The organism is Rhodococcus sp. SBT000017 (assembly GCF_003688915.1).
Taxonomy (GTDB): Bacteria; Actinomycetota; Actinomycetes; order Mycobacteriales; family Mycobacteriaceae; genus Rhodococcoides.
On the sequence record NZ_REFU01000001.1, the window covers coordinates 2177340 to 2200980 of the forward strand.

Below are 23641 nucleotides of genomic sequence, written 5' to 3' on the forward strand. Positions count from 1 at the left end.
TGGAACTTCGTTACCCACTACGAATTCCCACGCACGACGGGAGGTCGATTCAGGTCCCCTTGACGTTGAGGATCTGCCGCAGTTCGTGCTCGATGCTCACCAGGTCGCGGGCGTCCTCCATCACGACATCGATCGGCTTGTAGGCGTCCGGAATCTCGTCGATGAAGTCTGCACTGTCGCGAAACTCGATCCCCTTCATCCGCTCCTGCAGGTTCTCGTGGGTGAACCGCTTCCTGGCCTCGGTCCGAGAGAACTGCCGACCGGCACCGTGAGGAGCCGAGCACAGGCCGGCCTTGGAACCCTTGCCGACCACCACGTACGAACGAGTTCCCATCGAGCCCGGAATGATCGCCTCGACACCCTCGTGTGCGTCCACTGCACCTTTACGGGTGAGCCACACGTCCTTGTGCGCGTGCGTTTCCTTCACCGTGTAATTGTGATGGCAATTGATCCGCTCGACCTCGCGATGGTCGTCGGTTCCCATCCACTCGGCGAACACCGCACCGAACCGATCCATCATCTCGGCACGGTTCAGGTACGCGAACCGCTGCGCCCACTTCAGATCTCGGATGTACCGTCCGAATTCCGGTGCGCTCTCTGGCAGGTACGCCAAATCCTTGTTCGGCAACGAGATCCACCACTGCGCGCACAAACGCTGGGCAATGGCGATGTGCTTCTTGGCGATCTTGTTGCCCACGCCCCTCGATCCACTGTGCAGAAACAGCCACACCCGATCGGTTTCGTCGAGGCACAGCTCGATGAAGTGGTTGCCGCCGCCCAACGAACCGAGCTGCTCACGCCACTGTGGTGAGTGGTTCAGCTCGACACCGTCCTTAGCCGCCAACTCCTCGAGTTCGAGCAACTTGGGCGCGGTGAAATCCCACCGGTCGACGCCGACGTTGTAGTTGCCGGGCGAGAGAGGGATGCTTGCCTCGATGGCGAGTCGCAGGTTCGTCAGATTACGGCCGTCGACGTCGTCGAGTGTGAATTCCGTTCGGACGCCGATCATTCCGCAGCCGATATCGACTCCGACGGCGGCCGGGATGACAGCGCCCAGCGTGGGAATCACTGTTCCTACTGCGCTTCCCATACCGCTGTGAGCGTCGGGCATCAGGGCGACGTGCGGATGCACGAACGGCATCGACGCTGTTTCACGGGCCTGCTCGAGAGTCTTGTCCTCGAGCTGTGACGCCCAATTGAGCAAACGCAAGCCCACCTTGTTCGGGGGCATGATGTTCCTTCCTGCCCCCTTGCACAAGAGGGCGCTATTCGATGGGTCGATTCACGAGCGGAGCTTGTTTGCCGCAGAGAGCGGCGCATCGCTCCGGTGAATACGCGCGCAGCACAAGGCTCGTACCGGCTCTCGTGTCGAGAGCGGCACCAGACAGAACGGTTGCGCGCATGACGAGGACCCTATCGAGCGAGACCTTGCCCAAGCGAGCGAATTATTCGAAACGTAGTGGGACTGAATGCACAGAGGTGTGCTGTGATGACGGGATCCCGTCGCTGGGGACCGATAGTGTGCAAACCTGCCCACAACGCCGGGACCTACACTCCCCCACCGAATGCGAGTCCCAACAGATATGTCGCCCCAGCCGCGCCGTAGCCGATGGCCAGTTGGCGCAGAGCGCGTTTGACCGGTGGCCCACCGCTGAGCAGTCCCACCACCAGTCCGGTACAGATCAATGCGATTCCGACGAGGACTGCGGCAACGGCAAGTGCCACATAACCTTCGAGGCCGAACAGATACGGCAGCACCGGGATGACGGCACCGGAGGCGAAGAAGCAGAAGCTGGCCCCGGCGGCACCGAGGCCGGTTCCGATGGACTCGTGTTGATCGACATCGGGGGCCATCTCGTCGGCAGGTAGTAATCGCAGCACTTCGGCGGCTTTGGCGTCGGCTTCCTCGTGGGTCATTCCCCGCGCCCGGTAGACCAGCGCCAGTTCGTTGGCGTCGACGTCGAGGTGTTGGACGGCATCGCGCGCGGCACTGTCCGGCGACGACGCCTCGAGCAGTTCGCGTTGCGAGCGGACCGAGACGTACTCGCCCGCGCCCATCGACAGCGCGCCGGCGAGCAGGCCCGCGAGTCCGGTGACGAGAACGATCTGATTGGACACACCGGATCCGCTGATACCGAGCACCAGAGCCAGGTTGCTCACCAAGCCGTCGTTGGCACCGAACACTGCGGCCCGGAACGTGCCGGACAGTCGATTGCGACCGCGAGCTGCCAGTGCCCTGATCACCTCGGCATGGATCTGCTCGTCGGCCGTCATAGCGTCGGTGGCATCGGAGTCGGTGGCATACGGAGAGCGCGTTTCGGCGCGCTGCGCCAATGCGAGCACGAACACCGAGCCGAACCGACGCGCCAGCACACCGAGGATGCGGGTGCGGATGTCGCCCTTGAGCGGCATGCCGACCCGCTCGCCCAGTAGGTTTCGCCAATGCTGCTCGTGGCGGCCCTCCGCATCGGCGAGTGCGAGCAATATGTCGCGCTCCTCGCCGACGCGTCGTCCTGCCAGATCGCGATAGACGGCAGCCTCGGCCCGCTCGTCGGCGAGATACTGCCGCCACCGCTTCACATCTCGCGCACTGGGTCCGTCGTTCATGACAGTGAAGATAGACCCGTAGAGGGTCAGCTCGGGTCGTACACCCCGGTCTGTACTGCTTTGACCAATCTCCGTGGCACTCGGAACTCGCGACCTTGGAACCGCACGGTCACCAGATCAGGAGCAACGGCTTTCCACTGCGCACGACGGCTCCTGGTGTTCGAGCGCGACATCTTCCTCTTCGGAACAGCCATGATCAGGCGTCCTTTCGGCTTCGTCGACCGTAACGCTTCTCGAATTTCTCGACGCGTCCCTGCGTGTCCATCACGCGGGCGGCTCCGGTCCAGAAGGGGTGCGATTCGGACGAGACGTCGACGACGATCAGCGGATAGGTGTTGCCGTCCTCCCACTCGGTCTCGCGCGCGGACGTGACGGTGGACCTGGTGAGAAACTTGTTGCCGGTGCTCGAATCCTGGAACACGACCGGGTGGTAGTCGGGGTGGATGCCTGGTTTCATTCTGTAGCCTCTCGTGATTGTTCTGCGTAGGGGGATTCGCTGCTCTCGCATGGGTCTTCGTGCCACTGACCGAAGGGGTCCTGCCAGGTGGACCAGGCCGCGGGGTCTGCCAATTCTTCGTCGGATACCAACGCCCACTGCAAGGTTCGGTCGATCTCGGTGGGGTCGGCCTCGTGGACGAGGATCACCAGTGAGGTGTCTCGGTCTCCGAACTTCCCGTCCCACCGCAGCGCCGCCATTGCCCGACGGGTGGCATCGACGCGGTCCTGCTGCTCCGGAGTCATTGCGACAAGCCACTTTCCGGCGCTCGCCACCCGAAGACCACCGCCTGCCGATTCGATCCACAGCGCCTCGTCGGGCTGAGTGGCGACCCACGCCCGCCCGCGGGCGGTGACGACGCCGTCGAGCAGCACGTCGATGGCCTCGTGCAACCGCTCGGGATGGAACGGCCGAGTTGCAGTGAATTCGACGAGCGTGACTCCACAGTCGACGGCCAACGGCGGCTCACCACGCAACAGCGGCGAGTGCGCATCGCTGATCGCACCGCGTCGCGCATCGGCAGGGACACTCGCGAGAAGTGCTGGGGCGTCGACCATTGCGTCCCGGGAAACCCACACGACGGGAGCGTTCGGAGCCAACCGCGCCAGGACGGCAGCGAGCCGGGCGCGTTCCCAAGCGTCGACGTCGGGGCCTGCGGTGACGACGAGTGCATCGGCGTAGTCGACCTGCCCGACCACCAATTGCGCGACGGTTCGATCGTCGTCGCCACTGGCGACGATGCCTCGGTCGGCCATGGCGTCGTCCCCGGTGGCGTCGGCCAGCCAGGTTGCGGCGTCCAGGCAATCGACCACCGCCTCGATGCGGACGTCACGCGAGGCCGGGCCGTCGATCTGTCCGACGACACCCGCGACGACGACGTTGTCCACGGCCCAGCACAGCGCCTCGGGCTCGAGCGCGGGGTCCATGGCGAGCACGATGCGATCGACGTTGCTGCGGGCGGACAGTGCGCGCAGCAACGGCAGCAGATCCTCCCGGAGCGTGCACGAGACGCAGCCGTGTGCCAGCTCCAGAATGGTCTCGCGCGGATTCTCCCCCAGTACGGAGAGCGTGCGACGTACGACGCCTTCGGCGACGCGGCTCAGATCGTGGCGGACCGCGACGGTCCCCGGCGCGAGCAGTGATGTCACGACTGCGTCCATGGCTCCGGTCCAGCCGGAGACGAGGACCATCGGGGTTCGATCGTCCGGTGAGTTGTTCACGAGCACCCTTCTTCTCGACAACGATTGTCATTACTTGTGGATGCACGCTACATTCGTGAACACGCTTTGTCGAAAACGATTGTCATAACGGCAAGAAAGGAGTGCTCATGTCAGCGCACTGCCAAGTCACCGGCCGCACCCCCGGATTCGGAAAATCGGTCTCGCACTCCCACGTGCGGACCAGCCGGAGATGGGATCCCAACATCCAGCGCAAGACCTACTACGCACCGAGCCTCGGCCGACGCGTCACCCTCACCCTCTCGGCCAAGGGCATCAAGACCATCGACCGCGACGGCATCGACGCCGTGGTGGCGAAGCTGCGCGCACGCGGGGAGAAGATCTGATGGGCAAGAGCACCGACGTTCGGCCGATCGTCAAACTCAAATCGACCGCCGGCACCGGCTACACCTACGTCACCAGGAAGAACCGTCGCAACGATCCCGACCGACTGGTGATGAAGAAGTACGACCCGGTCGTGCGCAAGCACGTGGACTTTCGAGAGGAGCGATAGCCATGGCGAAGAAGTCGAAGATCGCGAAGAACGAGCAACGCAAGATCGTCGTCGCCCGGTGGGCATCGCGTCGAGCAGAGCTCAAAGAGACCATCCGCAGGCCCTCGAGCAGCGACTCCGAGCGTGCGCAGGCCCAAGCAGCACTGCAGCGTCTGCCGCGCGATTCGAGTCCGGTACGATTACGCAATCGTGACGCTGCGGATGGACGTCCGCGCGGTTATCTACGGAAATTCGGGCTGTCCCGCGTGAAAATGCGCGAGATGGCTCACCGTGGGGAGCTGCCAGGCGTCCACAAGTCGAGCTGGTAAAGGGAAAAGGTTTCAGATGGCAGTCAAGAGAGCACCGTCGAAGAAGGTCCGCGCAGAGGCAGGCCGTCGACCGAAGAAGAACCCGTTGAACGCCGCCAAGGTCACCACGGTGGACTACAAGGACATCAACCTCCTTCGTCAGTTCATCTCGGACCGCGGCAAGATCCGCAGCCGTCGGGTCACCGGGCTCACCCCGCAGCAGCAGCGCCAGGTCGCTGTCGCAGTGAAGAACGCTCGTGAGATGGCATTGCTGCCGTTCACCAGCCGCTGATCCAGACTTTCACTCAGAGAGGCCACGTAGCCATCGGCTACGTGGCCTCTCTGTCGTTCCCGATCCAGAGATGAGCAGTCCGTAGATGTCCGGCGTCCTCGAGGGCTTCACCGTCATCTTCGTCGTCATCGCACTGGGATACCTCCTCGCCCACCTGAAAGTGCTCGGCGAACACGGCCAGTTCGTTCTGAGCCGACTCGTGTTCTTCGTCGCGACGCCTGCGCTGCTGTTCGTCACACTGGCGAACTCGGACCTGTCGGTCATCCTCTCGCCCGTATTGGCCGTCGCCGGTTCCACTGCACTGCTCGTCGGAGCGATCTATTTCGTCATAGCCAAGCTCGCGCTGAAACGGACCGTGCCCGACGCGACCGTCGGTGCACTGGCGAGTTCGTACGTCAATGCCGCGAACCTGGGCATTCCCATTGCCGTGTTCGTGCTCGGCGACGCGAACTTCGTGGCTCCGCTGCTGCTGTTCCAGATCATGATCTACACCCCGATCGCGGTGACGATTCTCGACATCTCCACGAAGGTCGACAAGGTTTCCCTGCTCGAGACTGTCACGACGCCGTTCCGGAATCCGATCGTGCTGGCCGGCGCAGCGGGACTGGTGCTGTCGATCACCGGATTCGAGCTGCCCGAGGCATTGATGCAGCCGTTCGAACTCGTCGGGAATGCATCGGTCCCCGGCGCGCTGCTTGCCTTCGGCCTGTCCCTCTACGGTGCCCGGGTACTGCAGAAGGGCATGAGTCCACGGCGGGACGTGGCCCTGGCCACGGTGTTCAAAATGGCACTGCAGCCCCTGCTCGGCTACCTCATGGCCAAGTTCGTCTTCGGTCTGGAGGGGCACGATCTGTTCGCCATCGTCGTCGTCTCGGCACTGCCCACCGCCCAGAACGTGTTCGTCTTCGCCAGCCGCTACCAGCGCGGGGTGGTGCTCGCCCGAGACACCGCGTTCGTGACCACGCTCGTCTCGATCCCCGTCATCGCACTCGTGACATTCTTCCTCGCATGAGCCGAACACAAAGGTTCTCCTCAGCTCACAGCGCTAGTTTGGCTACATGAGGTTTCTCGCTGCAGGAGTCATGTTGTGCCTGCTGCTGGTCGGCTGCAGCACCGCCTCCGGCAGCGACGACGAGACGACGCCGACGGTCGGATCCACCACACCGGTCGGTCTCGCTCAGCAACCCAGCGCCCCTCCGGTTCCCCACGAAGTGCCCGTCGGCGACGTCGGCACGATGTTCGAGCCCACCCCCGATCTCATCCGCGCCACCACCACTCCGTTCGAATCCTGGAGCCAGGTCTCCCCCAACACCATCGCGGTTCACTTCGTCACCGGCACTCCCGAGTGCTACGGAGCCGACGCGTCCGTGACCGAGACCGAGACCACCGTCACCATCGAACTGCGCACCGGAACCAGGCCCGACGCCGCCGACAAGTCCTGCATCATGGTTGCCGTCTACGCCACCATGCAGATGACGCTTGCTTCACCGCTCGGGAGCCGCACCATCCTGAATGCGGCCTGACCCGGGCACCGGTAGTGTCCGGGCGGTGAGCGATCATCTCCCCGACCGAGATCGAAGTCAGGTTCGTGCGGCCGACGCGGACAGGAACCTCGTTGCACAGTTGCTGAGCGACGCTTTCGCGAACGGCCAACTCACCGTCCGCGAATACGACGAACGCACCGCTGCGGTGTACCAGGCGAAGACCTACGGCGAACTCGACCTGCTGACCGGCGACCTGGTGCTGTCCCCTCCGCCCGCGGCCGCACCGTCCGGTGGCTCCTCGAACGACCGCGTGATCGCGATCATGAGCGGTGCCGTGCGAAAAGGCGAATGGACCCCTGCCGCGCGCATCGACGCGTTCGCATTCTGGGGCGGGATCGAACTCGACCTACGCCGCGCGTCGTTCACCGCCGAGGAAACCACCATCAACTGCGTGGCCATCATGGGCGGCATCGAAGTAACCGTGCCGCCCGGAGTGAGCGTCGAAGTCCGCGGCATGGGCATCATGGGCGGCTTCGATCACGTCAGCGCGACGCACCCCGGCGCGCCGCGCGTGATCATCACCGGTTTCGCCTTCTGGGGCGGAGTGTCGGTGGAGATCAAACCCGCCCACAAGTGATTCAGGATCGCCGACGCTTGAGGTAGTCGGTCACCACCGCGGCCCCGAGTCCGTCGAGATCCGGCGCGATGACGCGTCCGCCCACGCGCTCGGCCATCTTGTCGACCACCCGCGCGAGGCCCGGATCGTCGCCGAGCCGGAAGATCGTCACCTGCGCACCGAGTTTCGCGACGGTATCGAGTTCGCGAACCGTGAGACCGAGAGTCTTGGGGTGCGGCGGATAGTCGAAGAACGCATGGCCGTCCGGTTCCAGGTGCGCCGTCGGCTCGCCGTCGGTGACGATCAGCACCACCGGTTGCGCATTGGGATGACGCCGCAGATGCCGCACTGCCAGCATCAGCGCGTGGTGCAGATTGGTGCCCTGGTCGTAGGCCCCGTCCAGCCCGGCCAGCTCGGATGCCGTCAATGTCTGTGCGTGCCTGCCGAATCCGATGAGTTGCAGGTCGTCACCGCGAAATCGGGTGCTGACCAGGTGATTGAGCGCCAGCGCCGTGCGCTTCATCGGCACCCAGCGGCCGTCCATCACCATCGAGAACGACGTGTCGACCAGCAGGGCCACCGCAGCCTGCGTTCGCGTCTCGGTCTCACTGATCTCCACATCGGTCACCTGCAACTGCACCGGGAAGCCCGATCCTGTTGCCGCCGAGCGCAGTACCGCATTGTTGACCGTCCGCGTGACATCCCACGGCTCGGTGTCACCGAACTCCCACGCTCGCGACGCTCCAGTGGGCTCCCCCATCGCACCCGCCTTGCGGGTGTCTCGCTCGCCGCCGCGTCGGGACAGCTTTCCCGCGACGTCCTTGAGCGCGGACTGCCCCAGCTGACGCATCGCCTTGGGTGACAGACGCCATTGCCCGTCGGCACCCTTGTCCATGAAACCCTGCTGCTGCAGAGCCTTTTCGAGTTCGGCGAGCATTCTGGCATCGGCCGCCGCCTCGGGCCCGAGTTGCTTCAGCAGGGCGTCGGCGTCGATGTCGTCCAGTGCGGCACCGTTGTACTGCTGCGAGAGCTGATTTCCCAGGTTCTCGAGATCGGCGATGTCCTGGAGCGCTCCGGTACCGTCGCCCAGGCCCATACCGTTCTCGCCGCGGAAGTTCTGCGAGCCGTCCCAATCCTCACCGGGCCGGGCCTGCTGTAGGTTCTGATCGAGTTGATCGAGCTGATTCAGCAGATTCGAGTCGCCGAACGCCTGCTGTGCCAATGCATCCAGCTCGGCCCGCTGCTCGGGCGTGAGAGAGTTACGTAGCCGTTGGGCGGCCGCGGCTCGCTGTGCCAGGGAGTCCAACAACTCGTCGACATTCTCGGGGTTCTCCGGGAAATGCTGACCGTGCTTGTCCATGAACTTCTCGAACTGCTCGTCGGTGTCCTCGCCCTTGTTGTGGGCGTCGAGCAATTCGTTGAGGTCCTTCAGCATGTCGCTGATGGCCTGGCGATCTTCCTCGGTGGCACCTTCGAGAGCTTGCTTCATGCCCGCGAAACGCTGATCGAGCATTTCGCGTCCGAGCAGATCCTTGATCTTCTCGTAGTTCTCGCGACCCTCCGACGAGCGCCAGTCGTAGTCCGAAAGCTCCTGCACCGCTTGGGCAGTGGACGGAGACAGATCGCCGATCTGCATCTCCTGGAACCGCGCGTCGTCGTCGAGGGCACGTGCCAGCGCCTTGCGCTCCTCGAGCACAGCCTTGTCCAGCAGCTCACGCACTTCCTGCAGCGTGCCGTCGAGATTGTTCTTCTTCAACAGATCTCGTCGACGCTTCGCGGCCTGTGCGGCGAGGTCGTCCAGGCCGCGCATGTTCTTCGTCCCGCGTCGCAGCATCTCCTGCAATGCCCGACGCGGTGACGCGCCCTCGAGCACGTCCTCGCCGATCGCGTCGAGCGCCTCGCGCAGATCCACCGGTGGCGCAAGGGGATCCGGCCCGTCGTGATACCGCCCGTATCTGGAGCGACGCATCAGCTGTACACCGTCTGACCGTCGTCGTCGGGGTCCTTGGAGATCCGACGCGCGAGGTAGAGGCCCTCGAGAGCGAGTTCGACGGCGGCCGCCTTCTCCCCGTCCGAGGTGGCGTTCAGCCGCTCGTGGATGTCGCCGATGACCTCGACGTCGGGCAGCTCGTCGAGCAGCGCTTTGGCGGTGATGCGGTCGCCGGTGACGATCGGTTCGCCGGTCTCCACTGCCGTCACCAGAGCTGCGAGGTTGATGCCGCCGAGGTGTGCTCGGACGGTGTCCGCAGTCGCGCGGCGCAGCATGTGTTCGAGCACCTCGATTTCGCGTCCTTCTTCGCCGGATTCGAATTCGACCTTGCCGCGCAGCACCTCGATGATGGTGCCGAGATCCACCGGCCGGGCCACGGGCTCGGCCTCCCCCAGGATCGCGGCGCGGTGAACGGCTGCGGCAGCGATGGTTTCGGCTGCGGCGATCGCGAATCGGGCGGAAACGCCGGAGCGCTGGTCCACCGACGGCGACTCGCGCAGCAGTCGGGTGAATCGGGCCAACACCTCGAGCAGGTAGGTCGGGACTGCGGCCTGCAGCTCCGCTTCCTGCTCGATGACGGCCACCTCGGCGTCGAGTTCGAGGGGGTAGTGAGTCCTGATCTCGGCTCCGAAGCGGTCCTTGAGCGGGGTGATGATGCGTCCGCGGTTGGTGTAGTCCTCCGGGTTCGCGCTCGCGACCAACATGACGTCAAGTGGCAGACGGAGGGTGTAGCCGCGGACCTGGATGTCGCGCTCCTCCATCACGTTGAGCAACGACACCTGGATGCGCTCGGCGAGGTCGGGGAGCTCGTTGATCGCCACGATGCCGCGGTGGCTGCGCGGGACCAGTCCGAAGTGGATGGTTTCCGGGTCGCCGAGGCTGCGGCCCTCGGCCACCTTCACCGGATCGACGTCGCCCACGAGGTCGGCCACCGAGGTATCCGGGGTCGCGAGCTTCTCGGCATACCGCTCGCTGCGATGCCGCCACTCGACGGGAAGGTCGTCGCCGAGTTCTTTCGCCTTCCTGATGCTGGCAGGGGTGATGGGCTCGTAGGGATGCTCACCGAGTTCGGCTCCGGCGATCACCGGCACCCACTCGTCGAGCAACAAATTCAGGGTGCGCAGCAGTCGCGTCTTGCCCTGACCACGCTCGCCGAGCAGAACCACGTCGTGACCGGCCAGAATCGCGCGCTCGAACTGCGGCAACACCGTCGAGCCGAATCCGACGATCCCCGGCCACGGATCGGTGCCGTCACGCAATGCCTTCCGAAGATTCTCCCGCAACTCTTCCTTGATCGACCGCTGCCGATGTCCGGATGCCTTGAGTTCGCCGAGAGTGGAGATGCCAGGTTTGGTAGAGGTCACTTCTCCACGCTACGAGCGTTTGGCGATTGCCGCCACGGAGTCTTCCGCCGAACTCGAAGTTTTGGACGGAAATCGGGCAGATTCCGTCCATAACTTCGAGTTCGGCGGCCGATACACATCTCAGCCCGAGATCGATCACAGCGGCATAACTGTGGACAACTATTTTGTTCATCCACAGCCAACGCACGCATCACTTTCCGCGCGAATTCGGTGCCACAGTGCGTGGATGGACAGCGCACCGTTCGTCGGATCCGAGGCACTGGCAAACGGGTTGGTCACCCGCCAGCAGCTGCGAGGCCACTTTCGACGTATTTATCGCGACGTCTACATCGACCCGAACAGCGTTCTGGACGCGCCCACCAAAGCGAGAGCGGCATGGTTGTATTCCCGGGGAAGAGCAGTGGTGTCAGGTCTGAGCGCTGCGGCGGTGCACGGATCGGGCTGGATCTCGGCCGACCACGATGCCGAACTCCTCTGGGCCGAACATCGCAGGCAGTTCGACGGCCTTCGCATCGGTTTCGACGAGCTGCTGCCTGAAGAAGTCGAGAGTGTCGACGGCTTGGTCGTCACCACAGCGGCGAGAACTGCATACGACCTCGGCCGACGCAGACCGTTCGGAACCGCCGTGGCACGGCTGGATGCGCTGTGCCGCGCCACCGGAGTCGGCGTTCACGACATCGCCCGGCTTGCAGAAAACCATCGAGGTGCCCGCGGCATCGTTCAGTTGCGGGCCGTGCTCGCCGTGGTCGACGCAGGTGCGGAATCACCACAGGAGACGCGCACCAGACTGGCTCTCATGGAGGCAGGCCTACCTCGCCCGCAAACTCAGATCGAGGTGGTGGGTCCGGACGGGAGGGTGTTCGCCCGCATCGACATCGGCTGGGCACGGTGGAAGGTCGCGGTGGAATACGACGGCGAACAACACTGGTCCGACGACAGGCAGCGAGCCTGGGACATCGAGCGCCAGCACCTCCTCGAATCACTCGGCTGGACGGTGATCCGAGTGAGCGCGATGCAATTGCGCACCGATCCGTGGGAAGTCGCAGCGCGAGTTCGCGACAAACTGCGTGCTGCCGGGGCCAAGGTCTAGCCGAGCTCGAAGTTATGGACGGATTTCGCCGGAAATCCATCCATAACTTCGAGTTCGGCAGGAGGGCTCAGTGAGCGAAGTGCCGCGATCCCGTCAGATACAGGGTCACGCCCGCGTCCTGTGCCGCGGCGATCACTTCGTTGTCGCGTACCGAACCACCGGGCTGCACAACGGCTTTGACGCCTGCGCTCATGAGGACCTGCAGGCCGTCCGGGAACGGGAAGAACGCATCCGAGGACGCGACCGAACCGACGACGCGATCCCCGGCTCGCTGCACGGCGAGGTGGGCGGCGTCGACGCGGTTGACCTGGCCCATTCCGACGCCTACCGACGCACCGTCGTGGGCGAGTAGGATCGCGTTGGACTTCACGGCTCTGCCTGCGCGCCAAGCGAATTCGAGATCCTTCAAGGTCTGCTCGTCGGCAGGTTCGCCGGCGGCGAGGGTCCAGTTGGCGGGGGTGTCGCCGTCCGCGTCGAGCACATCCCGCTGCTGCAGCAGTGCGCCGCCGGAGATGGGCTTGAGTTCGACGCCCGAGGTGGGCGGTGCGACCGCGAGCAGGACGCGAATGTTCTTCTTGCGCTGCAACACTCCGAGTGCACCGTCGGCGTAGGACGGCGCGATGATGACCTCGGTGAAGATCTCGGCCACCTGCTCGGCCATCTCGACGGTGACTTCGCGGTTGGCTGCGATGACGCCGCCGTATGCGCTCACCGGATCGCAGGCGTGGGCCTTGCGGTGCGCCTCGGCGATGTCCTTCCCGACGGCGATGCCACACGGATTGGCGTGCTTGATGATGGCGACGGTGGGCTCGGCGTGATCGAACGCCGCGCGCCAGGCTGCATCGGAATCGGTGAAGTTGTTGTACGACATCTCTTTACCGTGCAACTGCTCGGCCTGCGCGATGCCTGCGGCTGCGGACGAGTCGACGTACAGGGCCGCCTTCTGGTGCGGGTTCTCGCCGTAGCGGAGCACCGCCGAGCGGTCCCAGGTGCCGCCGATCCATTCCGGGAACACCGTCTCGGTGTCGGGGGTCAGCACATTGCTCATCCACGATGCCACCGCGACGTCGTAGGCGGCTGTGTGCTGAAAGGCCTGTGCGGCGAGCGACGTGCGCTCGGCGAGGGTGAATCCGCCACCGGAGACGGCCGTGAGCACGTCCTCGTAGCGCGCTGGGTCGACGACGACGGCCACCGACGGATGATTCTTGGCCGCGGCGCGCACCATCGACGGTCCGCCGATGTCGATCTGCTCGACGCATTCGTCCGGCGTCGCCCCACTGGCGACGGTCTCGGTGAACGGGTAGAGGTTCACCACGACGAGCTCGAACGCCTCGATGCCCAATTCCTCGAGCTGGGCAAGATGTTCGGGCTTACGGGTGTCGGCGAGCACGCCGGCATGCACGCGAGGATGCAGCGTCTTGACGCGTCCCTCGAGGGTCTCGGGAAATCCGGTGAGGTCCTCGACCTTGGTGACCGGAATTCCGGCGTCGGCGATCTTGCTCGCCGTCGATCCGGTGGACACCAGAGCGACGCCTGCGCTGTGCAAGCCGGTGGCCAGTTCGATCAGTCCGGTCTTGTCGTAGACGCTGACCAGCGCGCGGCGCACTGCTTTACGTTCACTCATCGGATTATCTGAGCCTTTCGTCCATCGGAGGTGACACCTTTGGCGGCCACGGCTGCGATCACGTCGACCAGCAACCGTCGCTCGACAGTCTTGATGCGTTCGTGCAACGCGGATTCGTCGTCGCCGTCGAGTACCGGTACGGCTTCCTGCGCCAGGATCGGCCCGGTGTCGACGCCGGAATCGACCAGATGAACCGTCGAACCGGTCAGTTTGACGCCGTGGTCGAGTGCGTCGCGCACGGCATGTGCACCGGGGAACGACGGCAGGAGCGCGGGGTGGGTGTTGACGATGCGTCCGGTGTAGGCCCCGAGGAATTGCGGGCCGAGGATCTTCATGAAACCGGCGGTGACGACCAGGTCGGGCTCGAAGCTCGAGGCGGCATCGGTGAGCGCGTGGTCCCAGGCCGATCGATCGGCGAAGTCTCGCAGGGCAATACGGAAGTGCGGGATCGCGGCATCGTCGGCACGGCGGACGGCATCGCAGTCGCGATCGACTCCAACGGCGACGATGCGGGCGGGATAGTTCTCGGTGGCAGTCGCGGCTATGAGCGACTGCAGGAGCGAGCCGGTCCCCGATGCGAGGACGACGACCCGCGCGGGTGTCTCACGCAAGGCAGTCAGCGCACTACTCCTGAAATATCGAGGCGGATCGTTCGAGCCAGCGGAAAGCCTAGTCGCTGCGTCCTCGAGCCCTACCGGGCAGGTCCGTCCCGATCCCGGGCGGTGCGACGATCTCGGCGTCCAACGGTTCGTCGGTAGCGGCCTCGACGGTCGCATCCGGTTCTTCGGCCGGGGGCATCTCGGCCGGGACGTCGTCCACGGCCTCGTCCACGACCTCCGCCTCGACGACCTCCTCTACCTGTTCGACCTGTTCGTCGTCCTCGGGCTCGGATGGGGCGGCCTCGATCGCCAACTCGGCGGCAGGTACGGGAGTCGGAACGGGCTCGTCCTGGACCGGCTCGGGTTCTGCTCGACGCCACACGACGAGGGCCGCGGAGGCGGACCCGGCGACGGCCAGCCATGCGAATGTCAGCAGCCCGAAACTCCACACGGTGACTTCGACGGTGCCGAAGGTGCCGAGGTTTCCGCCTGCGGCGTAGCCGAACAGCGCTGCGAGTACACCGGTTGCGGCTGCCACGACCCAGACGGAGGACACTGCGACCTGAATGTCGGCGCTGCGGATAGCGCAATCGCGGCCGAGCAGCAGTCCGGCACCGATCGGGACGACGAGCATCACGACCCAGATCGTCTGGGCCGATCCTTCGGGAAGGACGGCCAGGATCGGCAGCGGCGGGAGCGGCCCTCCCGTCGTCGAGAACAAGCTGACCGACGCGTCACCGAACCCGGCAGTGGAACCGGTGGCCACCGCGAGGGCACCGATGACGACGTTGGGAAGGTAGAGCACCGACAGCACAGTCAGCCCGAGCATGCCGACGACATCGCGTCCGCTTTCGACCAGTGCGCCCGCGGTCTCCCAGGAGGCGAGCAGGGCGAGCAGTACGACGGCCGCGCCGCCTGCAGCAAGGATCGATATCGCGCGCACGAGGGGCGCAACGAGCGCGCGCACCCAGTCCGGGAATCCGCGGCGGGCCACCAGTGAGTCCCAGCGCGCGAGAAGTAGACCGGTTCCGGATGCGGCCGCGTGCACGCCTGCGACCCAGGAGAAGGCAACGAGTGCGTTGGGGCTGGACAGTCCGATGACGGTGGACGCGTCCTTGGCGACGGCCAGGGCAATGGCGGTGACGGCGAGCGGGCCGGCCATCGACGCCGCGAACACCCACCGAACCACGCGGCGTTCGGTGTCGGAGTCCACGGCGTGGTGGACGGTGCGGGCGACGGACCAGCCGATCATGAGTGTCGGCAGGAGCGGTGCGATGCCGAGGGACGTGCCGCCGATGCTCAGGGGTACCAGGTGCACGGCGAACCACGACCCGGCGATCGCTCCGAGGGTTCCGGTGAGGTCGCTGTTGACCGAGACGAGGGTGACCAGAGCCAGGGTCGTCGCAACGACCACGACCAGTCCGGAGGTCTTGAAGGCCACTGCAGCGAGCATGCGCGACTGATCGGGCGTCGGTCCGGTGCCCGCACGGGGAGCCCGGGCGGCCGCGCGTCGCGTCTCTCGGTTCAATAGATCGCTCATCGCAACGAGAGTCGCATCATCTTCGCGGCGCGCCGGTCAGGCGCGCCGCGAAGCGAGCTGTGATGAAGCAATGAATCAGTCGCGCTTCTTCTCGTCCTCGGCGGGAGTGGCACCGAACGACTGCGTGGGCGCGCCGTACGGCGTCGACTGTTCACCCGATTCGGGCTCGTCCGACTTGGCCGGGGGCTGGCCGTATCCGGACGGCTGGCCGTACTGATACTGGTTCGGCGGGTAGGCCTGCCCGGCGGCCGGGCCGCTCGGACCGGTGTACGGCGGCGGTGCATAACCGCCCTGGGGCGACGGGGTGTTGGGGGCGGACTGTCCGTACGGCTGCTGTCCACCCGGGTTGTAGGAGTGCTGCCCCGACGACTGTCCGCTCGGTGCCTGACCGCTGAGACCCTGACCGAAGTTGGACGAGGTTCCCTGGGGCTGACCGTACGACGGCGGATTGCCGTAAGCCTGTGGTTGCGACGGTCCACCGAACGATGTCGTGGGCGCGTTGTACGGGTTCTGCTGGCCGTATCCGGGCTGCTGGTTCTGATTGCCGTAGCCCGCGGGCTTGGGAGCCGGGGCCTTGACGATGCCCGCATCGAGCAGCAGTGCAGCCACCGCGGCGGCTGCTTGGACGAAGCCGAGGACGAGCACCAGGATCGCACCGATACCGAGGGAGCTGGTGGTGCTGGCGAACTCGTTGCCCTCCGCGCTGGGCAGGCTGAAGGACTGGAAGACCAGCACCAGCCAACCGGCGATCGCCAGGGCGGCCACCACGGCCTGATTCCTGGCGTCCTTCTGCAGCAGCGAGGCACCGGCGATCAAGCCCGCGGCCAGCAGTAGAGCAACCGACACCGCGCTACCACCGGACGCGAAGAAGGTGGTGCTGAACGAGGTCTGGATGCTGCTCGGCAGTTCCTGAGACGACGTGACCTCGGCGGTGACGAGGTCGAGCAGTCCGAGTAGGAAGGTCACGACGCCGAGCCCGAGAATCACGAACGTGAGAATCTTCGGCAGACTCGACAGAGCTGATCCGGGCGACTTCGACTGCGGTGCAGCGGAACCCGGGCCCGGCGCCGAGGTGCCGGGGACCGGAGGGCCGAAGGGATTGGACACCGACGGCTGATGAAACGGCTGGTTCTGGCCCGGATGACCTTGTGGGTTGGACGACGGCTGATTCGGCGAGGACGACGGGCCGTAGGACGGTCCACCTCCGCCGTAGCCACCAGAGTTGGAGCCCCCTGATTCAGGGCTGCCGGGCGAGTAGGTCATCGCGTCTCCTCATCTGAGATTGTCCGTACCCCAGGTCGGTCGGGTCCGAGAACTCACGCTACTGCACGGACCCGACCGCTCGAGGAACTCCAGGTCAGCGGGAAGCAACCAGCTCGTGGTCGTTCGACTCGGCAGCTTCGAGCTCCCGAACCAGAGGCAGGACCTTCGCCCCGAAGTACTCGATCTCCTCCTGGAAGTGCAGGAAGCCGCCGAGAATCAGGTCGACGCCGCGGCGACGGTAGGCGACGATTCGCTCGGCCACCTGCTCCGGGGTGCCGATCAACTGGGTCTTGAAGCCGTCGTTGTACTGAACGAGGTCCTCGAACGTCGAATCGGCCCACATTCCCTTCTTGTCGCCCGTCGAATTGCCCGCCTGTTGCACCGCTCCCTTGAAACCTTCGACAGCGGGCTTGTTCGCCTTCTCGATGATCTCGCGCAATGTGTCTCGTGCTTCCTTCTCGCTGTCTCGGGCGATGATGAAGCCGTTGAGCCCGAACTTGACCTCACGCCGGTGATCACGTGCAACGCGTCGGAGATTGTCGAGTTGTTCGGTGACGCCGTCGAAATCTTTGCCGTTGCTGAAGTACCAGTCCGAGTACCGTCCGGCATTCTCCTGCGCTGCAGACGAATTGCCGCCCTGAAACAGTTCGGGGTTCGGGCGTTCGGGGGTGTTCAGCGGCTTCGGCTTGAGGGTGAAGTCGTGGATCCGGTAGAAGTCACCGCGGAAGTCGACGTCGTCCTCGGTCCAGATCTTGCGCAGCACCTGCAGGAATTCTGCACTGCGACGGTATCTCTCGTCGTGCTCGAGCCATGGCTCACCGAGATGGGTGAACTCGTCCTTGAACCAGCCACTGACGACGTTGACGGCGAATCGGCCGTTGGAGAGGTGATCGGCTGTGGCACCGAGCTTGGCGAGGACCGCCGGCTGCCACAGCCCGGGATGAACTGCGGCAATGACTTTGAGCCGCTCGGTGGCCAGCAGCAGCGCAAGCGAGAAGCTGGTCGACTCGTGCTGGAACTCGGCCCCGTAGCTGGCTTCGTAGCGAACCTGACTCAGGGCGTACTCGAAACCGTTGTTCTCGGCCGTCTGCGCCAGCTTCTTGTTGTACTCGTAATCCCAACTGGTGCGCTGCTCGATGGTGCTGGTGACCAGGCCTCCCGAGACGTTCGGTACCCAGTATGCGAATTTGATTGCGTCGGTGATTTTTTCGGTGCTCATGTGTGCGTCATCCTTCAGCGGATGAATGTGACATTCACGCACTCAGATGGCGTGAATGTCACATTGATCCGGAAATCGGGGGTCGGATCGGGGCCAGAGGTCGGGACTACGAGTACCAGGTCGGCTCGGGCAGTTCGCCCGTGAGAACCCAGCGCCCGACCTCGCGTCGCTTGTATGCGACCGGATCGTGCAGGGTGTGCGTTCGCACGTTGCGCCAGAAGCGGTCGAAGCCGTACTTGCTGGCCGTCGCTCGTGCGCCGAGCGCCTCGAACACCGCCCCGGTGATCTCGAGCGAGACCTCCGTGGCGCGAGCCTTGACCGCGGCGACGCGCACCTCGTGCTCACCGCGCTCTTCGGCGGTGACGTTCCAGGCGTTGTCGTGAATCTTTCTTCCTTCCAACGCAACTGCGTCGGCGAGGGCTTCGACGGCCCAGAGCTTGGAGGTCAGATCGCCGTAGATGTCGATGATGTACGGCTCGTCGACGGCCTTGTCCACGGTGCTGTGCAGCCACGCGCGGGTTTTGCCCTTGGTGTACGACGCAGCCTCCTCGAGAGCGCCCCTGGCGATACCGAGGTAGAAGTTGACGAACACCAGCTGAATGGTCGGGACATTCAGGGTGTTGTAGACCCGCGGCTGAAAAGCTTTGTCCACGAACCCTGCTGCGCTCGCCCAGCTGACGCGAACCTTGTCGATGGTGACGCTGCCGCTCTCGGTCTGCCGCTGGCCGATGTTGTCCCAGTCGTCATGGAAGGACAGCCCTTCGATGTTCGAGGGCACGATCGCGAACACGTGATCGGTACTGCCTTCGAGTGCCCCTTCGAGCACGGTGACGTCGGAGACGCGGCTGCCGGTGGAGAAGGTCTTGGAACCGTCGAAGACGATGGTGTCGCCCTCGTCGGTGACGGCGACGTCGTTGTCCCGAGGGTTGACGGCACCGCCGAAGAACCACTTGTTCTTGGTGGCGTCGGCCTCGACGGCCTCGATCTGCTCGGGGGTGCCGACGAGCCGGGCGGCCCAGAACCACAGCAAGTGGTAGCCGAGCAGTTGACCGATGGAACCGTCGGCCTTCGCGACGGTGCGAACGACCTGGTACGCGGTGGGCCAGTCCTGGCCTGCGCCACCATGTTCGATGGGGCCGAGCAGGGTGACCAGGCCCGCGTCCTTGAGCAGCTGCACCTCGGCGGCGGGAATCTCGCGGCCCTTGTCGCGAGCGACGGCATCGACTGCGAGGAGTTGAGCCACCTCACCCGCGCGGGAAATCCATCCGGCTGCAGTGGTGGGGGCGTCGGGCCAGGACTTGGTGAGGGCACGGTTCTCGGTGGTTGTCATGACGATCAGTGAAGTCCGACGGCTGATCGATGACCACACTTCGATTCAGCATGATTTTAAGAACTACGTTTCAGGTCCGTTTCGACCCCCGAAAAAGACCCCGTGACAGTTATCTGCAATTTGTAACGCGTCACTACCGGCGAGGCTTATTGTGTTGCACATCACAAGCCGGTGAGCAAATTCGCTCGCCCTCCCCTAGGACGCCCCCTATGCGCAAGTCACTGTTCGCCACCGTCGCCGCTGCCGGTGCTCTCGCTGTTGCCGTCATCTCCCCTGCTGTCTCCAACGCCGCCGACACCGTCCTGACCTTCACGGTGCTCGGAGGCGCACTCAACATCACCGCGCCCGCAAGCCAGGCGCTGACGGTCACCGGGGACGTTGCAAGCGGAGGAATCACGCCGGTCGTCGTTTCCGACCAGCGACTCGGTATCAACGGTTGGACCGCGTCGGCGTTCAGCACTGATTTCGAGAAGCCTTCACCGGACCCCGCAACGATTCCCGCGACGGCCGTCACCTACTCGGCACCGCTCCTGCCTGCACGCACGGGAATCTCGACGGTGGCCGGAGTACTGGTACCGCAGACCATCGACTCCACAACGGCAGTCGTCGTCGCTACCGCGGTCATCGGCGCCAATACCGCCACCTGGACCGGCACCGTCGAGGTCGATCTGCCCTCCGAGGTCGTAGCCGGTACCTACACGGGCACCGTCACACATTCGGTTGCATGATCTGTAGATGTCACCGAATCGGGGATTGGCAGTCGGAGTTCTGGCTCTTCTGACGTTCGCTTCAGCGCTCGTCGCCCAGGCTCCGGCTGTCGCTCAACAGCCAACCGAACCGGCACCCGTGGGCAGCGTCGGAATACGACTGCTCGAAGCGCCGGTAGCCCTACAGGACGACCCACGAGCGATGGCGTACATCATCGACAACCTGCCTCCTGGCACCACAATCACCAGGCGCATCGAGGTCAGCAACAGCAGCGATCAAGAACAACCGGTGACGCTGTACCCCGCCGCCGCCTCGATCGGAGCGGACGACGGCGGCTTCGAAGTGGGTGACGACCGCGCCGTCAACGAACTGACGACGTGGATGTCCGTGGCACCGACGGACATCACGCTCGCTCCCAACGCCGCAGCCGAAGCGGTGGTGACCATCGCGGTTCCACCGGACGCCCCCGAAGGTGAGCAGTACGCCGTCGTATGGGCGCAGACCGCCGCGGCACCGACAGGGACGGGTATCCAGAACGTCAGCCGAGCCGGAATCCGCACCTACCTCTCGGTCGGTCCCGGAAACGGTCCGCCGGCCGATCTGGAGATCGGCGGCGTCACCGCGGCACGCAGCGACTCGGGCGCACCGGAGGTACGTGCAGAAGTGACGAACACCGGCGGGCGCGCCCTCGATCCGAGCGGGACGGTCGAGCTCTCCGGTGGTCCCGGCGGGATTTCCAGTACGCCGGTCAAGGGGTCGGGTGGTTCCATCGCGCCGGGCCAGACGGGGAACGTGACCTTCACACTCGATGCAGCTCTCCCGGCAGGGCCGTGGCAGGCGGCGATCACCATCACCAGCGGGTTGGTGAACAAGACATCGGACGTCGAACTGACTTTCCCCGACCAGGGGTCGGTCGCCGCAGCAGGATCCTCGTCCGAGTCGGGTACTCCAGCGTGGATCTGGGCGGCCGTTGCGTTGGGAATCATCGCCGTCGCGGCAGCATTCCTCGTGGCGATTCGGCAACGAAGGACCACCTGACATGCGACGTATGGCAATGGCAGTCGGATTGGCGGTGGTCCTTGCGGCCACCGCCCATCCGGCGGTATCGGCACAACCCGCACCCGAGATACCCACAGCCGCAACGGCATGCGCGGCGGACCCGACACCGACGACTACCCCCGTTCCAGCCGACCCGATCGCACCGACAACCACGCCGACGCCGAAGGTCGAGTGCGCACCCTCCGAGCCGATCGTCACAACCACACCCTCACCGACGGAAGCCACCGAAGTGCCGATCGTGTCGACTGTGCCGACGACGATTTCCCCCACCGAGACGGCAGCCGCCCTGCCGACGATGGAACCGACCCCCACCACCACTGCAGTCCCGACGACCACGGCAGTCCCGACGACCATGACAGTCCCGACGACCACGGCAGTCCCGACCACCACAACAGTGCCGACGACCACCGCGACCGTCGAGCCGACAGGCGCGTCATCGACAACCGCGGTGCCCACGTCGGTTCCGGACGCAACCACCTCGATCAGCGCCGTCCCATCTCCTGAGGCTGCCGCTCGCGCGGCTGCAGCACCCGCCGCGAGCTTGCTGAACATTCAGGCGAACAGCGGACTGATCGCACAAGCAGGGCAGGGTGCGTTGACTCCTGGGGTGCCATGGACCGGGAACATGAGTCTGAGCGTGGTCAACGTACTCGGCAACTGGACTTCCACGGTGAGCCTGTCCCCGTTCCGCGGCGAAAACACCGGGAGGACGGTCACGCCGGTCGCGTCCTACTCCGCTCCCGAGACCAACTGTCTACTTCTGTTCGTGAAATCCCCCGGCGTCAGCAACGTGCCGCTCTCGGCTACCGCCGTCAACGCGAAAACCGGTGGGGGCGTGGCGTGTCTGACCAGTTGGACGGCCACGGTGAACATCTTGGTGCCGAACAGTGATCTGCTCGCCGATACCTACACCGCAACTCTCACTCATTCGATCTACTGAGCAAGGGTCATCCGCGCAGAATCTTTTCCATCTTCTTGCCCTTGGCGAGTTCGTCGATCAGCTTGTCCAGGTAGCGGATTTTCTGCATCAGGGGGTCTTCGACGTTCTCGACGCGGATGCCGCAGACGACTCCGGTGATCAGCTCCGCGTTCGAGTTGAGGTCCGCCGCCGCGAAGAAGTCGTCGAACGTCGTTTCGGCCTGCAGATGACGGTCGAGGGCCGACTGGTCGAAACCGGTGAGCCATCGAATGATCTCGTCGACCTCGGCTTTCGTCCGGCCTTTGCGCTCGGCCTTGTTCACGTAGTGCGGATAGACCGAGCTGAAGGCTGTGGTGAAGATCCTGTGCACGCGGATCAATCTAGACCCCTTCGCGTGAATGTGACATTGCACCGCCCAGACGCATGCAGTGGTCCATTGACGCGAAGCCGGGGGCGCACGAAAAAGCCCGCCACCGACATCGGTGGCGGGCTTTTCACAGAAGCGAGTCCTACTTGACGGACAGCGATTCCAGGATTTCGCGCGCGAGGGCAGCGGTCTCGGACGGCGTCTTGCCGACCTTGACGCCTGCGGCCTCTAGTGCGTCCTTCTTCGCCTGCGCCGTTCCCAGCGAGCCGGAGACGATGGCGCCGGCGTGGCCCATGGTCTTGCCCTCGGGAGCGGTGAAGCCTGCGACGTAGCCGACGACCGGCTTGGTCACGTTGGCCTTGATGTAGTCGGCTGCGCGCTCTTCTGCGTCGCCACCGATCTCACCGATCATGACGATGATCTTGGTCTCGGGGTCCGCTTCGAATGCCTCGATGGCGTCGATGTGGGTGGTTCCGATGACGGGGTCGCCGCCGATGCCGATGGCCGTCGAGAATCCGAAGTCGCGGAGCTCGAACATCATCTGGTAGGTCAGCGTGCCGCTCTTGGAGACCAGGCCGATGGGGCCGGTTCCCGAGATGTTCGCGGGCGTGATGCCGACGAGAGCCTCACCGGGGGTGATGATTCCGGGGCAGTTCGGTCCGATGATGCGGGTCTTCTTGCCCTTCTCCACGTTGTAGGCCCACGCGTACGCGGAGTCCTGCACGGGGATGCCCTCGGTGATGACGACGAGCAGCGGGATCTCCGCGTCGATGGCCTCGACGATGGCGTCCTTGGAGAATGCCGGCGGCACGAACGCGATGGAGACGTCGGCTCCGGTCTTCTCCATGGCCTCGGAAACCGAAGCGAAGACCGGGAGTTCGATGTCGTTGCCGTCGGCGTCGACATGCTTGACCGTGGTTCCGGCCTTACGTGCGTTGACGCCACCGACGACCTGGGTTCCGGCCTTGAGCATCAGGGCGGTGTGCTTGGTGCCTTCGCCGCCGGTGATGCCCTGGACGATGACCTTGTTGTCCTTGTTCAGAAAAATTGACATGG

At 64.8% G+C, this 23641-nt stretch carries 26 protein-coding genes; 11 read left to right on the top strand and 15 right to left on the bottom strand.

Annotated features, from left to right (window positions below; translation table 11 throughout):
• Window positions 1-49 precede the first annotated feature (49 nt).
• The 5 genes from AYK61_RS09855 to mrf form a co-directional block, all read right to left on the bottom strand.
• Complete coding sequence (locus AYK61_RS09855) at window positions 50-1231, bottom strand: RtcB family protein (protein ID WP_121872623.1); 1182 nt, start codon at window positions 1229-1231, stop codon at window positions 50-52.
• A 317-nt stretch (window positions 1232-1548) separates the two neighbouring features.
• Window positions 1549-2607: a VIT1/CCC1 family protein gene (locus tag AYK61_RS09860; protein ID WP_121870663.1), complete on the bottom strand. Its 1059-nt coding sequence runs from the start codon at window positions 2605-2607 to the stop codon at window positions 1549-1551.
• 26 nt (window positions 2608-2633) lie between these two features.
• Window positions 2634-2801 carry a 50S ribosomal protein L32 gene (rpmF, locus tag AYK61_RS09865; RefSeq protein WP_032388658.1) on the bottom strand — a complete coding sequence of 56 codons (168 nt, stop codon included), beginning with the start codon at window positions 2799-2801 and terminating at the stop codon, window positions 2634-2636.
• A gap of 2 nt (window positions 2802-2803) precedes the next feature.
• Window positions 2804-3064, bottom strand: coding sequence for a type B 50S ribosomal protein L31 (locus AYK61_RS09870; RefSeq protein ID WP_121870664.1), 261 nt, complete (start codon window positions 3062-3064; stop codon window positions 2804-2806).
• On the bottom strand, window positions 3061-4293 hold the full coding sequence (mrf, locus tag AYK61_RS09875; protein WP_121872624.1) for a ribosome hibernation factor-recruiting GTPase MRF: 1233 nt from the start codon (window positions 4291-4293) through the stop codon (window positions 3061-3063). Before mrf ends, AYK61_RS09870 begins: the two co-directional genes overlap by 4 nt.
• A 137-nt stretch (window positions 4294-4430) precedes the next feature.
• Between mrf and rpmB the strand changes: the two genes are divergently transcribed.
• The 7 genes from rpmB to AYK61_RS09910 all read left to right on the top strand — a co-directional run bounded on the left by rpmB (window position 4431) and on the right by AYK61_RS09910 (window position 7534).
• Complete coding sequence (gene rpmB / locus AYK61_RS09880) at window positions 4431-4667, top strand: 50S ribosomal protein L28 (protein ID WP_008719020.1); 237 nt, start codon at window positions 4431-4433, stop codon at window positions 4665-4667.
• Window positions 4664-4834 carry a 50S ribosomal protein L33 gene (gene rpmG, locus AYK61_RS09885; protein WP_170944568.1) on the top strand — a complete coding sequence of 57 codons (171 nt, stop codon included), beginning with the start codon at window positions 4664-4666 and terminating at the stop codon, window positions 4832-4834. Before rpmB ends, rpmG begins: the two co-directional genes overlap by 4 nt.
• Window positions 4835-4836: 2 nt before the next feature.
• Complete coding sequence (gene rpsN, locus AYK61_RS09890) at window positions 4837-5142, top strand: 30S ribosomal protein S14 (protein ID WP_121870665.1); 306 nt, start codon at window positions 4837-4839, stop codon at window positions 5140-5142.
• Window positions 5143-5158: 16 nt separating this feature from the next.
• Window positions 5159-5413, top strand: coding sequence for a 30S ribosomal protein S18 (gene rpsR / locus AYK61_RS09895; protein WP_008719028.1), 255 nt, complete (start codon window positions 5159-5161; stop codon window positions 5411-5413).
• Between the two features lie 85 nt (window positions 5414-5498).
• Complete coding sequence (locus AYK61_RS09900; protein ID WP_121870666.1) at window positions 5499-6425, top strand: AEC family transporter; 927 nt, start codon at window positions 5499-5501, stop codon at window positions 6423-6425.
• A gap of 46 nt (window positions 6426-6471) precedes the next feature.
• Entirely contained in the window at window positions 6472-6936 is a 465-nt protein-coding gene (locus AYK61_RS09905) for a hypothetical protein (protein ID WP_121870667.1), read from the top strand.
• A gap of 25 nt (window positions 6937-6961) precedes the next feature.
• The gene (locus AYK61_RS09910; RefSeq protein WP_121870668.1) at window positions 6962-7534 is read left to right on the top strand and encodes a DUF1707 domain-containing protein; all 573 of its coding nucleotides are present in this window, start codon (window positions 6962-6964) and stop codon (window positions 7532-7534) included.
• A gap of 1 nt (window position 7535) precedes the next feature.
• Here AYK61_RS09910 and AYK61_RS09915 read toward each other — a convergent pair whose 3' ends face one another.
• Window positions 7536-9482, bottom strand: coding sequence for a VWA domain-containing protein (locus tag AYK61_RS09915; RefSeq protein ID WP_121870669.1), 1947 nt, complete (start codon window positions 9480-9482; stop codon window positions 7536-7538).
• A complete protein-coding gene (locus AYK61_RS09920) occupies window positions 9482-10867 on the bottom strand; it encodes an ATP-binding protein (RefSeq protein WP_121870670.1) in 1386 nt (461 codons plus the stop codon). Before AYK61_RS09920 ends, AYK61_RS09915 begins: the two co-directional genes overlap by 1 nt.
• 226 nt (window positions 10868-11093) lie before the next feature.
• On the opposite strand from AYK61_RS09920, the gene AYK61_RS09925 reads away from it, so the two are divergent.
• Window positions 11094-11957, top strand: a complete 864-nt coding sequence (locus AYK61_RS09925) for a DUF559 domain-containing protein (protein WP_121870671.1) — start codon at window positions 11094-11096, stop codon at window positions 11955-11957.
• Window positions 11958-12024: 67 nt separating this feature from the next.
• Here AYK61_RS09925 and purH read toward each other — a convergent pair whose 3' ends face one another.
• The 6 genes from purH to AYK61_RS09955 all read right to left on the bottom strand — a co-directional run bounded on the left by purH (window position 12025) and on the right by AYK61_RS09955 (window position 19532).
• Window positions 12025-13581, bottom strand: a complete 1557-nt coding sequence (purH, locus tag AYK61_RS09930; RefSeq protein WP_121870672.1) for a bifunctional phosphoribosylaminoimidazolecarboxamide formyltransferase/IMP cyclohydrolase — start codon at window positions 13579-13581, stop codon at window positions 12025-12027.
• Window positions 13578-14192, bottom strand: coding sequence for a phosphoribosylglycinamide formyltransferase (purN, locus tag AYK61_RS09935; RefSeq protein WP_128645542.1), 615 nt, complete (start codon window positions 14190-14192; stop codon window positions 13578-13580). Before purN ends, purH begins: the two co-directional genes overlap by 4 nt.
• 58 nt (window positions 14193-14250) lie before the next feature.
• Window positions 14251-15720, bottom strand: coding sequence for a DUF6350 family protein (locus AYK61_RS09940; RefSeq protein ID WP_121870674.1), 1470 nt, complete (start codon window positions 15718-15720; stop codon window positions 14251-14253).
• Window positions 15721-15795: 75 nt separating this feature from the next.
• Complete coding sequence (locus AYK61_RS09945; RefSeq protein WP_121870675.1) at window positions 15796-16983, bottom strand: DUF5336 domain-containing protein; 1188 nt, start codon at window positions 16981-16983, stop codon at window positions 15796-15798.
• Between the two features lie 94 nt (window positions 16984-17077).
• Window positions 17078-18202, bottom strand: a complete 1125-nt coding sequence (gene sfnG / locus AYK61_RS09950; protein ID WP_121872625.1) for a dimethylsulfone monooxygenase SfnG — start codon at window positions 18200-18202, stop codon at window positions 17078-17080.
• A gap of 106 nt (window positions 18203-18308) precedes the next feature.
• Entirely contained in the window at window positions 18309-19532 is a 1224-nt protein-coding gene (locus AYK61_RS09955; RefSeq protein WP_183130225.1) for an acyl-CoA dehydrogenase family protein, read from the bottom strand.
• A 209-nt stretch (window positions 19533-19741) separates the two neighbouring features.
• On the opposite strand from AYK61_RS09955, the gene AYK61_RS09960 reads away from it, so the two are divergent.
• The 3 genes from AYK61_RS09960 to AYK61_RS27015 are packed head-to-tail and all read left to right on the top strand — an operon-like array spanning window position 19742 to window position 22239.
• Window positions 19742-20260: a hypothetical protein gene (locus tag AYK61_RS09960; RefSeq protein ID WP_121870676.1), complete on the top strand. Its 519-nt coding sequence runs from the start codon at window positions 19742-19744 to the stop codon at window positions 20258-20260.
• 7 nt (window positions 20261-20267) lie between these two features.
• A complete protein-coding gene (locus tag AYK61_RS09965) occupies window positions 20268-21278 on the top strand; it encodes a hypothetical protein (protein ID WP_121870677.1) in 1011 nt (336 codons plus the stop codon).
• A 1-nt stretch (window position 21279) separates the two neighbouring features.
• Window positions 21280-22239, top strand: coding sequence for a hypothetical protein (locus AYK61_RS27015; RefSeq protein WP_147458308.1), 960 nt, complete (start codon window positions 21280-21282; stop codon window positions 22237-22239).
• Between the two features lie 7 nt (window positions 22240-22246).
• Here AYK61_RS27015 and AYK61_RS09980 read toward each other — a convergent pair whose 3' ends face one another.
• Entirely contained in the window at window positions 22247-22588 is a 342-nt protein-coding gene (locus AYK61_RS09980; protein WP_121870680.1) for a DUF2200 domain-containing protein, read from the bottom strand.
• 139 nt (window positions 22589-22727) lie between these two features.
• A complete protein-coding gene (sucD, locus tag AYK61_RS09985; RefSeq protein ID WP_121870681.1) occupies window positions 22728-23639 on the bottom strand; it encodes a succinate--CoA ligase subunit alpha in 912 nt (303 codons plus the stop codon).
• Window positions 23640-23641: the final 2 nt, after the last annotated feature.